The organism is Ruegeria sp. A4 (assembly GCF_056543025.1).
Genome location: NZ_JBQGAW010000010.1, coordinates 34,910 through 49,198, shown reverse-complemented (window position 1 = coordinate 49,198; position 14,289 = coordinate 34,910). Strand labels below are relative to the sequence as shown.

General features: G+C 56.6%; 10 protein-coding genes. 4 read left to right on the top strand and 6 right to left on the bottom strand.

What is annotated here, in order from left to right:
- Window positions 1-150 precede the first annotated feature (150 nt).
- Both ACR0E2_RS18790 and ACR0E2_RS18785 read left to right on the top strand, forming a co-directional pair.
- Entirely contained in the window at window positions 151-1,134 is a 984-nt protein-coding gene (locus tag ACR0E2_RS18790; RefSeq protein ID WP_171331846.1) for a glycosyltransferase family 2 protein, read from the top strand.
- Window positions 1,131-3,176, top strand: coding sequence for a hypothetical protein (locus ACR0E2_RS18785; protein WP_480447511.1), 2,046 nt, complete (start codon window positions 1,131-1,133; stop codon window positions 3,174-3,176). Before ACR0E2_RS18790 ends, ACR0E2_RS18785 begins: the two co-directional genes overlap by 4 nt.
- Window positions 3,177-3,185: 9 nt before the next feature.
- On the opposite strand, the gene ACR0E2_RS18780 is transcribed toward ACR0E2_RS18785, so the two are convergent.
- From ACR0E2_RS18780 to rfbF, 6 genes are all read right to left on the bottom strand, one after another.
- The gene (locus tag ACR0E2_RS18780) at window positions 3,186-5,222 is read right to left on the bottom strand and encodes a B12-binding domain-containing radical SAM protein (RefSeq protein ID WP_171331814.1); all 2,037 of its coding nucleotides are present in this window, start codon (window positions 5,220-5,222) and stop codon (window positions 3,186-3,188) included.
- A 104-nt stretch (window positions 5,223-5,326) separates the two neighbouring features.
- Entirely contained in the window at window positions 5,327-5,728 is a 402-nt protein-coding gene (locus ACR0E2_RS18775; RefSeq protein WP_480447510.1) for a GtrA family protein, read from the bottom strand.
- Window positions 5,725-6,603, bottom strand: coding sequence for an NAD-dependent epimerase/dehydratase family protein (locus tag ACR0E2_RS18770; protein WP_480447509.1), 879 nt, complete (start codon window positions 6,601-6,603; stop codon window positions 5,725-5,727). The genes ACR0E2_RS18775 and ACR0E2_RS18770 overlap by 4 nt, the downstream gene beginning before the upstream one ends.
- Window positions 6,603-7,844 carry a methyltransferase domain-containing protein gene (locus ACR0E2_RS18765; protein WP_480447508.1) on the bottom strand — a complete coding sequence of 414 codons (1,242 nt, stop codon included), beginning with the start codon at window positions 7,842-7,844 and terminating at the stop codon, window positions 6,603-6,605. The genes ACR0E2_RS18770 and ACR0E2_RS18765 overlap by 1 nt, the downstream gene beginning before the upstream one ends.
- Window positions 7,841-8,911: a CDP-glucose 4,6-dehydratase gene (gene rfbG, locus ACR0E2_RS18760; protein ID WP_480447507.1), complete on the bottom strand. Its 1,071-nt coding sequence runs from the start codon at window positions 8,909-8,911 to the stop codon at window positions 7,841-7,843. Before rfbG ends, ACR0E2_RS18765 begins: the two co-directional genes overlap by 4 nt.
- Window positions 8,908-9,681 carry a glucose-1-phosphate cytidylyltransferase gene (gene rfbF, locus ACR0E2_RS18755; protein ID WP_171331819.1) on the bottom strand — a complete coding sequence of 258 codons (774 nt, stop codon included), beginning with the start codon at window positions 9,679-9,681 and terminating at the stop codon, window positions 8,908-8,910. Before rfbF ends, rfbG begins: the two co-directional genes overlap by 4 nt.
- A gap of 671 nt (window positions 9,682-10,352) precedes the next feature.
- On the opposite strand from rfbF, the gene ACR0E2_RS18750 reads away from it, so the two are divergent.
- Window positions 10,353-11,840, top strand: coding sequence for an NAD(P)/FAD-dependent oxidoreductase (locus ACR0E2_RS18750; RefSeq protein ID WP_480447505.1), 1,488 nt, complete (start codon window positions 10,353-10,355; stop codon window positions 11,838-11,840).
- 473 nt (window positions 11,841-12,313) lie between these two features.
- Entirely contained in the window at window positions 12,314-14,281 is a 1,968-nt protein-coding gene (locus tag ACR0E2_RS18745) for a hypothetical protein (protein ID WP_480447504.1), read from the top strand.
- The last annotated feature ends 8 nt before the right edge of the window (window positions 14,282-14,289 follow it).

The window sequence follows — 14,289 nt, the reverse complement described above, 5'->3', positions numbered from 1 at the left end:
GATTTTGCCACACCTCTGTGGTGATATGCGCGCATTATTTCATATCATTCCTGCGGGTTAAGTGTTGGCGAATCCTGATCTTCGCGGGATGGTATGATTATACCCGGTTATTGGTGGGGTAAGCGGTGCCAACTGATGTTAAATGAAGATATGAAAACAATTTCCATTGTATCGCCATGCTTCAATGAAGAAGATAATGTGGCGCATTGCTATGAGACCGTAAAGGCGATTTTCGACAAGGAACTGCCGGGCTACAGGCGCGAGCATATTTTTATCGACAATGCCTCTTCTGACCGAACTGTGGACATCTTGCGCGAGATTGCAGCACAGGATCAGGACGTGAAGGTAGTGGTCAATGCCCGAAATTTTGGGGTGTTCCGCTCAACCTTCAACGGGCTTCGTTATGCGACCGGTGACGGGATCGTCGTCATGTTGCCTGTTGACCTACAGGATCCGCCCGAGTTGATCCCTGAATTCGTCGAATTGTGGGAAAGCGGATATGACGTGGTCGCTGGGGCTCGCAGCATCCGTGAAGAAGGGTTTGTTATGCGCAATATGCGCGGCATCTTTTATCGAATTGTCAACGGGTTATCTGATGTGTGGTTGGAGCCGTCTGTCGGAGAGTTTCAACTGATCGACCGCAAAGTGTTGAAGGCGGTTCTGGCACACAAGGATCACTACCCCTATATCCGCGGTATCATCGCAAGTTGTGGTTTTCGCCGGATCATCAAACCTTATGTCTGGCAAGCGCGGAGAAGCGGGTTGACCAAGCACAGCCTGATGGCATTGACGGATCAGGCACTTAACGCAATCTTTTCCTTTACGCGCGCGCCTATGCGTTTCTGCACGATCAGCGGGTTAGTGATTGCCGCTGCCTGTATTCTGTTTTCTCTTATTTCCGCAGTGCTGTTTTTCATTAACCCCGATCAGGTACCACGCGGGACAACAACCATTATCGTTTCCCTGTTTTTCCTTTCGGGCATTCAGATGCTGTTTATCGGCATGTTGGGGGAATACATAACCTCGATCCATAATCAGGTGCGGGGTGGTCCGATCGTCACTGAACAGGAACGCATCAATATCGAAGGTCCCGCAAGAGACCCGGCGATTGTCAAAGACGAGCATATGGTGTGATTGTTCCGACAAACCGGGGATTTTGGGGCTGCTTGGCACTGGGATTTGCCATCTGTACCGGACCCGCATTGGCTGCCGACACTGCTGTCACCAATGCCACGCTGGTTGAGCTTCGCGTGTGGTTTACTAGCGTGTTTATCATTTCGCTGCTGTTTCTGGGTATTTTCTGGGCGCAGGCGCAGGTTCTTTTCGGCGTTCTGGGTGCACTCCTTCTTCTGGGCGGTTCGGCCCGGCTATGGCTGACCCAACCCCTTTGGTTCCCGAGATTGGATATCTCGACCACTCCACCTGAAAACCTGATCATGCTGATGATACTGGCCGCACAGGCGGTGCTGACGTGTGTTGTTCTGATGCGTCCTGCAGGCCGGGAGGCTGTCAGGGGACTTTTCGCCGGGGCGGGGATTGTTCGCCTGTTTCTTCTGATGGTTCTGGTCGCGGTTTTCAGTCTGTCCGCAACACCCTATGTGGCCTACGGCTATTACATGGCCTTCGGATTGCAGATAGGTGTTGGCGGTGCATTATCTCTTGTCCAGATGGCCACGCTGGTCGCCATGTTCGCCGTGGCAGGTCCCGATCGCATGCCACGTATCCCGGTGGCTGCTCTGGCGGTCTTTGCAACGCTGGCCAGCGCGGCTCTGGCCTGGGCGGCGTTCGACCGCGTGCCTCATGTCGAGGATGAGGTGGCATATCTGTTTCAGGCGCGTACCTTTGCTGCGGGCGTCCTCGGAAGCCCGGCCCCCCCCGCAGCGGCGCAGCCCGCATTGGAATACTATCTGTTCGACATTCGCGGCGATCAGTGGATCGGCGTGCCGGCACAGGGTTGGGCCATCGTTCTGAGCCTGGGCGTGCTGGCCGGGGTGCCCTGGCTGGTCAACCCCGTGCTGACCGGGATCTCTGTCTGGCTGGCGCATGGCATCGTGTGCCGTGCCGTCAGTCGCGAACGGGCCGATCTGGTGGCGTTGCTGATGGCCACGTCGCCCTGGGTGCTCGCCGTCGGGGGCACGCTGATGGCACATTCCACGACATTGGTGATGGTGCTGCTGGGATGGTGGTGTCTGCTCAGAGCCGGAGAGGGGTCAACGCGCAGGGATGTCTTGCTTGCGCTTGTTGCAGGTCTGGCTTTGGGCTGGGCCTTTGTTACCCGACAGCTTGATGGGTTGATCATAAGCGTTTTGACCGGCCTGTGGTTGCTGCGGCGCCTGCCGGGGGGGATCGGACAGGTGATCGCCTGCGCCTTGGGCGGTGTTCTGTCGGGTGGGGTCTTTTTGCTGCTCAACCTGATGATCACCGGAGACGCGCTGCTGACCCCGCAAGCGGATTACCTGAGCCGGTTATGGCCCGACACGCAGAATGCCTATGGGTTTGGTCCCAATGTAGGGCCACCGGCCGAGAGCTGGGGCGCGCTCGACATCTGGGTCGGGCATAGCCCGGCCGAGGGTCTGCTGAATCTGATCAATGGTTTTGCAGCGCTCAATTACGAACTTCTGGGCTGGACATTCGGGTCCCTGGTTCCGGTCTGGATTGCGTTCATATGGGGCAGGAAACTGACCGGGTTCGACCGGGCCATGCTGGTGGTGTTCGCGATCCTTGTGGGGGCCCTGTTTTTTTACTGGTTTACGGGCACGTTCTATCTTGGGCCGCGCTACTGGCATACGGCTTTGTTGCCGGCGCTGGCTTTGGCGGCGGCCGGGATCGAGACCGTCCGGGACCGGTTGCCCGAACGGCATCGTGGCCGCCTGCAGTGCGTCATCCTATTGCTGTGTGCGGTGTCTGTTGTCAGCTTCACCCCATGGCGGGGGGTGTCGAAATACAATGGGTATGGTGGCTATACCGGTGACATACGGCGGCAGGCTGCCGGGCTTGGAAACGCTCTGGTCTTTGTTTCGACACAGGGCGATATCGGGTCTGCACTCTATCTCAACGATCCGTTCCTGCCCGAGGGCAAACCGATTTTCCTGCGTGACATGGGGCCCGAGCAGAACGCAGACATCATCGCGGCCTTCCCGGGCCGTGAAGTTGTCTATCTGGGGGATGGGGAATAAGCCCGGGGCCTATTCGGCTGCATGCCGGTTTTCGCCTGTCACGAAGTCGCGCCGGAAATCATTGGCAAACATCGTTCGTGTAAACCGGCCGAGCCCCGAGGCATGCTCGCCAAAGGTTTCGATCCGTGACAGCAGAGTTGTTTTAACGCGTGGGTCGACCTGCGTCTGGAATTTGCGTGGCGCGTCGAACTGATGATCGGTCAGGGCGCCCTCATATCCCGAGTTCCGCCAGGCCTCGACATCAAAGGATGAGCTCCAGATCGGTTCGTGCTCCAGAGTTTCCGAGAAGGGCACATGCAGCATCACGGCACTGTAGTAGTTGATGATTGTATCCAGCATCGCATGAGCTTCGTGATCACCTTCATCCAGCAGGTCTGAGATGGCCCGCTTCAGGAAAACAAGCGCTTCGTCCAGTACAATGAACCGGCCAATCATCGAGTATTTGCTGAGCAGATTGCCCCCCAGTTCACCGCTGATCAGGTCATCGTAATTGTCCTGCGCCCAAGCCACGCAATCGACGCGGGTTTCAAACAGCTCAGCCTGGTTCTCTTCCAGATAACCAGCCAATGCATTGCGGAATGGCTCCGGTGCCTGATCCAGAATCTTTTGCATATGTTTGATGATCTGGAACGGTCGGATGTCCAGAGAACGCGCCAGCCGGAAGGCTTCTTCGAAATTGTCTTCATAATAGAAGATTGTCAGAAGCAGATGGAAAACACGGGTATCCAGATAATCCTGGAACGAGAAATTCTCGGACTGGACCACCATTTCCTCGGTCTCGACCACGGTTGGGCCGGTATATTTGCCCAGGCATCGGGCAACGACCCGGTGCAGGGTTTTGAACCCGAATTTCTCGCGGCTGTCAGGATTGGCCAGTGGCGCGCCATGCAGCAGCATTAATTGGTGTGCCGCCACCCGGCTGACACCGGTTTCGATCAGCTTGTCGACAGCATCCATAAAGGATTCCTTGGTCTCACCCGGCATGCACAGGATCAGCTCGCCATAGGATTGCATGCCCTTTGAATGCAGCTCCTGCTGTACCTCGGCATAGGTGTCCAAGCTGATATTGTCGCGTTTGATGTTCTTCAGAACTTCCGGATTCAGAGACTGAACCGACGAGGTCATCGGCAACCGGCCCTTGGCTTTGCGCATCACCTTGATGATCCGGTCGCCGCGGTTCTTGCCCGTGGTGGTGCGGATGTATTTCGGCCAGTCGTACCGTTCCATCAGATGGCCCAGGTAATCGGCCACCTCTTCGTCCTGCACGTACATGCCGAAATTGTCATCCGCGAAACAGAGCGGGCTGGCATGGTTGATGCGGGCCACGATGTAATCCAGATCGGCCTTGGTCCGCTCAAACGAATGGCGGAAGACTTTCGAGTTCGATTTGACCGCCGAGTTGCAGAAGGCACAGGTGAACGGGCAACCACGGGCCAACTGCATCAGTGCAAACAGGCCGGTGTCAAAGAACTTGTCCATCAACCCGGCAAGATAGGGCGAGGGGATTTCGTCCAGATCACGGATGCGGGGCGGTTCGTCCCCGCGCAGAATCTCTCCGGTTTCAGGGTGCACATAAAGCGCGCCATCGACGGCTTCCTCCCACATGCCTTCGCGGCGGGCACCGACATCGATGAACCGTTGCAACGTGCTCAGGAACGCGCGCTCGCCCTCATACGTGGGGCCACGCACATGCATGTCGATCTGCGGCATGGTCCGGATCCAGCTGTCCTGCTCTTCTTCGGTCAGCGGGAAGTTGGGGCCGCCCATCAGGGTCAGGCTGTTGGGATTGACCGCCTTGATGTAGTTGGCAAAGGACAGGGCCAGATGGTGGTTCCAGGAATAGCTGGAAAAGCCGACCACATCGGGCGGAGCTGTGTCGACGGCCGCTTTGAATTCCTGCGGATCACGAAAGATCGCGACCTCGATCGGTGTCGGGCTTTTTGCATGAGCCTGGGCATAGGTCGCAAGATTTCCAACGCCCAATGGGTAGGTGTCCGATGTCGCGGTAACGAGGTTATGGCCGAGATCGGCAAGGTAAAGACGCATTAGTTAACTATCCTCGCGGTACAGTACTTATGTCAAATTTCAGACTCCATGGTCAGTTTGGTCGTCAGTGGCTATTGAGCCAGAATTTTATATTTGAGCATTTTTCACACCTCCTGTTGCCATGGAAAGCGATCTGTCAGCACCCGGGAAATCAGGATGAAGGCCAAGATTGCGGCCGGAAGGGCGATCATCCCCTGCGCAATGATTGGTTGAAATCCCACGGACAGCAGGACCTCCAAAGACAGGGCATTGAATGCATAAACCGCCAGATAGGACAGGAAATAAAATGGCAACCGACCGAGGCCCTTGGTATCGAACACAAGGCGCGCATGGGTCATGAAATTCCACAGAACGCCACCGGAAAACGAGATCACCAACGCGACTTGCGGGGGTAGGCCAGAAAGATTGAGAATGGTGAAGAGCGCATAGCCGAACGCCGTGTTCAATACTCCGACCATAGCGAAGCGCATGAAAGATTTCTTGCGGGGGACAAGCAATTTCTTCACGTCTGTCCCCCTTCGAATCTGAGAATGTCGGCCACGCCAGAGGTGATGTCATATTGTGGCATAAAACCGGTCTCGTCCCGCAACCGGGTCACGTCCGCCGCCAGCCGGGGCGGATCGTCCGCTGCGCGGGCGATGGTGCCCAGGCGGATCAGATCGGGCCGGTGCATCTGGTTCGCCACCTCTGCAATCAGGTCTCGGACCGGGATTGCGGTGCCGCTGGCGACATTGACCGGGCCGGTTACATCAGTTTTCAGCACGCGTAACAAGGCGCGTGCCAGATCGTCGACATGCAGGAAGTCGCGCTCCTGCAGGCCATCGGTGCAATCTACGGGTTGGCCCGCTTTGAGGTTCGAAATCAGGTCGCCGAACAACCGCCCCGGCGGTTCGCCCGATCCGTAAACAAAAAAGATACGGGCCCAGGCCAGGGACAGGCCAAGCGCGTTCTGCCCCGCGCACAGTGCCATGCCGGCCCCGGCCTTGGCCGCCCCATAAAGGGTTCGGGGGCGCAGGGGGCTGGTTTCGATCAGCTCCGGTACCGACCAGTCATATTCGGCACAGCTTCCGGCGCAGACCGCGCGCTGGCCTCCTTTGCGTGCAAACTCCCGCACCAGATGCAGGGTGGCGGCCATCCAGTCCAGATTGGCCCCAGAAGTCCAGCGGTCGCGCGCGCCGTCATGCCAGGCCAGATGCACCAGATGGCTGGCGCGGGCGGCGTCGAGGGCTGTCGTGGTGGCACCGGGGTCCAGCAGATCGCAGGTGATGTCGCTTGCCGGGTTGCGGCCCAGCGTCACCACCTCGTGGCCCGCCTCTGTCAGAGCCGTGGCTGTCGCGCGCCCGATCAATCCGGTTGCGCCCGTCAGCAGAACCCGTGCCATCAGCTGATCCTGATCTCTGGCACGGCGGTCACGAAGCGGGTGCCGTGCGCCTTCAGGTCGGACAGTTGATCCGTGACCTCGTCCCGGATGTTCCAGGGCAGGATCAGCACGTAATCCGGCGGCGTCTCGCGCAGGGCTTCGACCCCGTGCACGGGGATATGGCTGCCGGGCAGCAGCGTGTTCTGCTTGGCCGGGTTGCGATCAACGCAGTAAGAGATCAGGTCGGGGCCGATCCCGGCATAGTTCAGCAGCGTGTTGCCCTTGGCGGCGGCACCATAGGCGGCAATGGTGTCCCCCCTGGCATTTGCTTCGCGCAGGAAGCCAAGCAGCCCGTCGCGCAGCGCTTCGACCTGAATGGTGAAATTCATATAACCCTCAGGCCGGTCGAACTGCGCCGCAGCCTCATCCGCGCGGACCTTGGCCAGACCGGGCCCTTCGGGATGGCTGGCACCCTCAAGGCAGGCGAACACCCGCAGCGAACCTCCATGGGTGGGCAGTTCCTCGACGTCGAAGACACGCAGGCCCGCCTTGGTAAAAATCTTTTCCACCGCCAGCAGCGACAGATAGGAGTAATGTTCGTGATAGATCGTGTCGAACTGCACTTCGTTGATCAGGTTCAGAAGGTGCGGAAACTCGACCGTATAAACCGCATCACCCGTCAGAAGCGTGGCGATGCCCGCAACGAAATCGTTGATGTCAGGCACATGCGCCAGCACATTGGCCGATGCGATCAGCGCCGGGGGCTTTTCGGTTTTGGCAACCTTTTGGGCCAGCGCTTCGCCGAAATAATCGACCAGCGTGCGCACGCCTTTTTCTTCGGCTGCCGCCGCCACGCTGCCCGAAGGTTCGATCCCCAGAACCGGGATGCCTTTCTCGACGAAATACTGCAACAGATACCCGTCATTCGAGGCGATCTCGATCACCAGATCATCCGGTCCCAGATCGAACCGATTGACCATTTTTTCCACGTAATCCCGGCAATGGGCCAGCCAGCTGTCCGAGAAGCTGGAGAAATAGGCGTAATCGGTCGAAAAAATCTCTTCCGCCGGTACGACATCATCCACCTGAACCAACCAGCATTCGGTGCACACGCGGGCGTGCAACGGATAGACCGGGTCCGGTTTGTCCACTTTCGCGGGGTCGACATAGGAATTGGCCAGAGGGGACAGTCCGAGATCGACAAGTGTCATCTCAAGGTTCGCGCCGCAATTGCGGCAGGTGGGATGGGTCGTGCCGGTCATACCTGTCTCATGCTCAGTGTTTCGAATTCAGCAATCTGGGCGCGGCACAGCTCGGTCGCCGGGGTACCACGGGCCCAGCCCGCATACCAGTCTGCCGTCAGCCGGACGGTATCGTCAAAGCTCAGGACCGGGCGCCAGCCAAGCATTGCACGCGCCTGCGATACATCCAGCCGAAGCATTGTGGCCTCATGCGGCGTATCCGCCGGGGTGTCGATATCGATCCGGCCCTGCCCAAGCGCCTTGATGACCGCCTGGGCTACATCCAGAACCGGGCGTTCATCGTCACGTTCAGGGCCAAAATTCCAGCCCACTGCGAAGGCAGCGTCCTGTTCGAGTTTCTGGGCTAGCATCATGTACCCTCTGAGAGGTTCCAGAACATGTTGCCAAGGGCGGATTGCGCCGGGATAGCGTAATACGACGCGTCCTTCATCGCTCAGACAGCCGCGCACGATATCGGGAACCAGCCGATCCTCGGCCCAGTCACCGCCGCCAATGACGTTGCCAGCCCGCGCGCTGGCAATCCGGGTCGGGTGCGCATCTGACGCATAATAGCTGCGCCGCATCGCCGCGACGGCAATCTCGGTCGCGCCCTTGGATGCGGAATAAGGGTCATGCCCGCCCATCGGATCGGTTTCGCGATAGCCCCAGACCTGTTCGACATTCTCATAGGCCTTGTCCGAGGTGGCGACCACCACCGCGCGCAGGTTGGGCGCGGCCCGCAATGCGTCCAAAAGCTGAACCGTGCCCAGAACATTGGTGGCGAAGGTCTCAACCGGCGTGCGATAGGAGCGGCGGACCAGCGATTGCGCAGCCAGATGAAAGACGAATTCAGGGTCGGTTTCCGCGATGATCCGGTCCAGGGCCGCGCGATCATTCAGGTCACCGATGACCGACCGTATTTTGCTTTGATTCAGCAACGTCCAGAGATTGGGTTTCGTCTCGGGGGCGAGGGCGTACCCAGTGACTTCCGCACCTGCCTCGGACAGCCAGGCAGCCAGCCAGGCGCCTTTGAAGCCGGTATGCCCGGTAACAAGCACCCTGCGTCCAGAAAACGCGCTCGCACTCATTCCCAGATTTTCCACGGTGCGTTGCCTGTGGCCCAGTGCTCTTCCAGTTCCTGACGTTCGCGAATGGTGTCCATGGGCTGCCAGAAGCCTTTATGTTCAAAGGCCATCAGCTCGCCATCGCGTGTCAGATTCATTAGGGGGCTGCGTTCCCAAGCGGTATTGTCGCCGTCAATGTAATCGCCCACTTTCGGGGATAGCACGAAAAACCCGCCATTGATCAGCCCACCATCTCCGACGGGTTTCTCGGAGAAATTCAGAACCTGGTTGCTTTGGAGCTCGAGTTGGCCGAAGCGGCGGGGCGGAGGAACTGCTGTGACGGTTGCAAGCTTGCCGTGCGCCCGATGAAAATCGATCCCGGCACGAATGTTGATATCACCAACACCGTCGCCATAGGTCAGGCAGAACGCTTCTTCCTCTTTGAGAAGGTGCATGACCCGCTTAAGTCGCCCGCCAGTCTGGCTGCCGTCTCCGGTATCGATCAGTGTCACGCGCCACGGTTCTGACTTGCTGTTTGCAATTTCAAGACCGCCATTGGCCAGGTCGATCGTGACGTCCGAGTTGTGCAAAAAGAAATTCGCGAAGAATTCCTTAATGACATAGCCTTTGTACCCCAGGCAGACGATGAAATCAGTGACGCCATGAGCCGCGTAGATTTTCATGATATGCCAGATGATCGGTTTGCCGCCGATCTCGACCATGGGCTTTGGAATCTTGACGGTTTCTTCGCTGAGCCGGGTTCCCAAGCCGCCGGCCAGAATAACACACTTCATAAAATCGCTCCCTCGTTAACAACGAGACTGGCTACCAATACACTCGTCTTAACCCGGATCTGGGTATCTGGTCTTTTGCAAACATTTGCACGCATTAGGACGGCAGTGCTGCCACCCTGTCAAGATTCACAAGGCCACGAGTCGTGAGGCGCTGAATTCCCTGTTGCTCTGACGCTCAACCATACACAATGCGAGAAAAGTCACAGCATTGTTGATGCGCCCTTTCGGTCCGCCGATACAGTGAAGGACATCACAGACGCAGCCTGAAAAAAGCGGTCATGGTCCAGGTCAGGCGCCGGGCAAGAGGTGTATGGATCCAATGTATGTTTCGCTTCCGGGCGGGGAGTTTTGGTTGGCTGTGACCGTCAGTAATCATCGTTATGTTTCAGGGCATTGTGGAAAACGCGTGCTGTTTCGGGCGGTGTGAAAGGCCGTCGGTTTCGCAAAGCCGGAACCGGCTTTGGGCACAGGCGACCCGGTTCGGGCCTGCCATCGATTTGAAAAGAAGGACGCGAGTGCGGTTCGTCAAACCGGATGGTTGATTTTTCTACACGGAAGGGGTGGAACTCAAAGCGCAGGAGCCCCGTTTCGGGAACTGACAGGATTTTGTTGTGAATCTCGGATAACCTCTTGTAGCTTTAGGTCAGTGTTTTGGTATGGGTGTTAGTGATTTGAAAAAAGATATTGTTCCCGTTGTCGTCATTGGTGGTGGTCCGGCAGGGCTGACAGCAGCCTATGAACTTCAGAAACTGAGCGACACGCATGTTCCCCGGGTGTTCGAAGCCTCGGACATGGTTGGTGGCATCTCGCGAACCGAAACGCACAAAGGCTATCGCTTCGACATTGGCGGGCATCGGTTTTTCACCAAGGTGCGCGAAGTCGAGGATATGTGGCACGAGGTGATGGGGGATGATTTCATCACCGTGCAACGCCTGAGCCGCATCTTCTACCGCAACAAATTCTACGATTACCCGCTGCGTATCTTCAACGCTTTGGGCAATATCGGCCCCTACGAGACCTACAAGATCATCGGCAGCTTCGTGAAATGGAAGCTGCGGCCCAAGCCGCAGGAAGACACGTTCGAAGAATGGGTCATCAACCGCTTTGGTGGGCGGCTTTATATGCATTTCTTCCACAGCTACACCAAGAAGGTCTGGGGTATTCCGCCGTCGGAAATCCGGGCCGACTGGGCCGCGCAGCGGATCAAGAACCTGTCCCTGCCCAAGGCGGTCTGGAACGCGATTTCCGGGGCCAATGACACCGCCAGCCTGATCGAGGAATTCCAGTATCCCCGCCTGGGCCCCGGCATGATGTGGGAAAAGACCCGCGACCTGATCCGGGAAAAGGGGGGCTCGGTCGAAACCCATTCCGAAGTGATCCAGGTGAACCGTGATGGCAATCGCGTCACGTCAATCGATGTGCGCCACTGGACTGAAGATGGCGAAAAACACACCGAGCGGGTGGAGGGCGAAGAGTTCGTCAATTCGATGGCCGTTCGTGATCTGATCCATGCTTTTGATCCGCCGCCACCACCCGAGGTGGTCGAGGCGGCAGACCGTCTGCGGTATCGTGATTTCCTGATCGTGACCCTGATCCTGGATCACGCGGACCCGTTCCCGGACAACTGGATCTACATCCACAGCCCGCAGGTGAAGGTGGGGCGCATCCAGAATTTCCGCGCCTGGTCCGCGGAAATGCTGCCCGATCAGAACACCGCGTCGATCGGGATGGAGTATTTCTGCCAGAAAGGTGACGGGTTGTGGTCGTCAAGTGACGAGGATCTCAGGCATCTCGCCAGTGAAGAGCTTGAAAAGCTGGGTCTGGCCAAGGCCAGCGATGTCATCGACCACGCGGTTATCCGGCAGCCCAAGGCCTATCCGGTCTATGACAGTGAATACAAGGACGCCCTGGACACGGTCAGCGGCTGGCTGAAGACGCTGGAAAACTTCCAGACCGTGGGTCGCAATGGTCTGCACCGCTACAACAACCAGGATCATTCCATGCTGTCGGCGATGTACGCCGCGCGCAATATTCTGGGCGAGGATCATGACGTCTGGGATGTCAATGTTGAGCGCTCTTATCATGAAGAGTTTGAAGCTAAGCCCAAGAAAAAGAACCAGACGTCTTCAGACAAACTTAGTAACAGAGCGGCGCTCTGAACTGGGTTATTGATCATATCAGCGGTTTTTCCGCTGCCAGATAATCGGAGGTGACACTGACCAGGATAGTGCTGGTGATCCGGTACACGCCTGCTCTGATTCACAGATTGGGTGTGCCGTGCGATCTTGCACGGCGTACAATTCAAGGCCTGTTCCCGTGCAGGATGTCATCTGTGCAATCCGGCATTGAAAACAGACTAGGATTTTTCTTTCTCATCGCTGAGGCCAACTCTGACGCCGGATATTGAACCTGCTCCTTTTGTTTTCACTGGATCGCCAATGCTGCTTAATTTGCCGTATTGATGTCGCATTGCAGGTGTAATTCACTCATTCAGAAAAAACTGACAAAGCAACATGACTTGCATGTTATCAACAAGTTGGTGGTTTAAAGGAACGGTATTCAGCAGGACAACGGGATATCCGTCATCGGTTAATTTTCACCTACTATATTTAACGAGTTTATATAAGACGTGATGGTATTTCGCCTTTCTTTGTTTCTTATTGTATTGGCCGGTATCTTACTGGCCGGACAGGATATTGCGGCAACATTGTCTGCAAAGGCTGCCTTGGCAGATGGAGCGTCCCCTTATTTCGTGACGGATGAGGCGTTGTTTCTTTACATCTGGGTTCCGTTGGTCGCTTTGTCCGCTTCCGCGCTCTTTTTGGCCCCGGGGCTGATTTTAGCATGGGCTGTCCGCACGCCCAGCGATCGGTTTGAGCACTGGTTGCTTAAAGGGTTTACGCTTTCCCTGTTCGGTGTCCCCGCTATTGCGGCGCTGGTTCAGGTTGTCAGTGGCATTCAGATGACGGAAACAGCCTTTATTTTACTGATCCTGATGCTTTGCCTGCTGAGCCTTTACTTGTTCCCCGCACATTTTTTTGAGCCACAGATGTTTCGGGGCAAAAGCTGGGATATTATCGGTATGATCCTGCTACCTCTGGCTGTGCTGTTGCTGATGTCTCCGAAATTCTATTGGGAGGTGTTGAATGACGACGGCGCGCACAGCTTTCTGAACGCAATGCTGTTTATTATCAGGGGCCTGCCATTCTGGCCTCCGGACTCTGGTGCAATCGGAGGGTACCCAACCCCCAAAATGATGACAGAGACATTTATGCAAGCCGGGTTTATGCGGATATTCGGGCCGTATGAAGTTTCTATTCGCCTTGCCTATCTGCCAGGTATTTCGATCCTGTTCGGCGTTATGCTGGCCCTTGTTCGCCCCGCCAAGACAGACGGCGGCATGCAGGCGGTGCTTGGGTTAGGCCTAGCCTTGCTTTTGTTTTCTTTCGTGATGGCATTCAACCCATCTTACAATCCGTATTTTGCTGATATTGCTCTGCCTATGGCACGCGAGCCGATGATCTTGCTGGGCGTATTGGGCTATATCTTGTTTTTTAGCGAACAGAAATTCGGCTGGATGGCGGCTGTATCAACGCTGGGTTTGTTGACCGCGCCGAACGGTCTTCTTCTAATCGGATTTTTTCTGATATCCTATTTTCTTCTAACCCGCCCTTTTCCGATCCGACAGGTGATCATTGGAGGGGGGATTGCTCTGGCCATTCTGATTTTGGCATCGCTGTTCGAAATGCTGTTGGGGCGGTTCGGAGTGATGAACCAGTCCACAGAGTTCAATACCGACAGCATCTTAAACCGCCTACGCTTCATTACGATATTTGAAACTGAACGTACTCTGTTCTGGTTGTTACCCAGCGGAATTTTGCCTGGTTTGGCCTTGCTTGCCTGGCCTTGGCAAGACAAGTTGTCCAAGGCGCTGACGCTATCTGTTATTGCCTATGTTCTGTTCTTTCATATACAGGCCTACCGTATTCTGCCGCATCATTTCACGCCTGCCATGATCATACCGCTGATCGTGTTCTGGCGTCTGCGTCTGGTTCAGGCGGCCCCTACGCCAGCTCTTGTCTGCGCATTGAGCGGGTTGGCGGTCAGTCTCTGGATCAGCTGGCCTGAAACGCTGCGCCCTTTCACTCTGACCCGAAATCTGGCCGATCGAATCAAGTTCGAAGTCGAAGCTGGGACATTTCCCGATGCGGAGGAAATCAACGCGGTACAGACACTGATCGACGAGGCCTTCCCGCCCATCTGGACAGAGGCAGAGCTAGAAGAACGCTACATGGCCGGGGCACTGTCGGTTTACGTACATGCCAGGATGCCAACACTTAAAGATACTGCGGCGGATTATTTTATTCGAGCGACAGATACGCCGTTGCACCCTGGTGAAAGCATAATTGGCGATACGGTCGACGACTGGGTGCTGGTGACGCGGGACAGCGCAATTTACGAAAGCGATCTGCGCAATACCGATCAGCCGATCAGTATCGCACCAGTCTATCATGTGCCGTTTGACATCATTTTCGGACGCGGTGCGCGTGAGGCCCCGTATCCAGTGTGGGACATCGCGAGGGTCGTCGGACTAAGATAGCCGGCAGC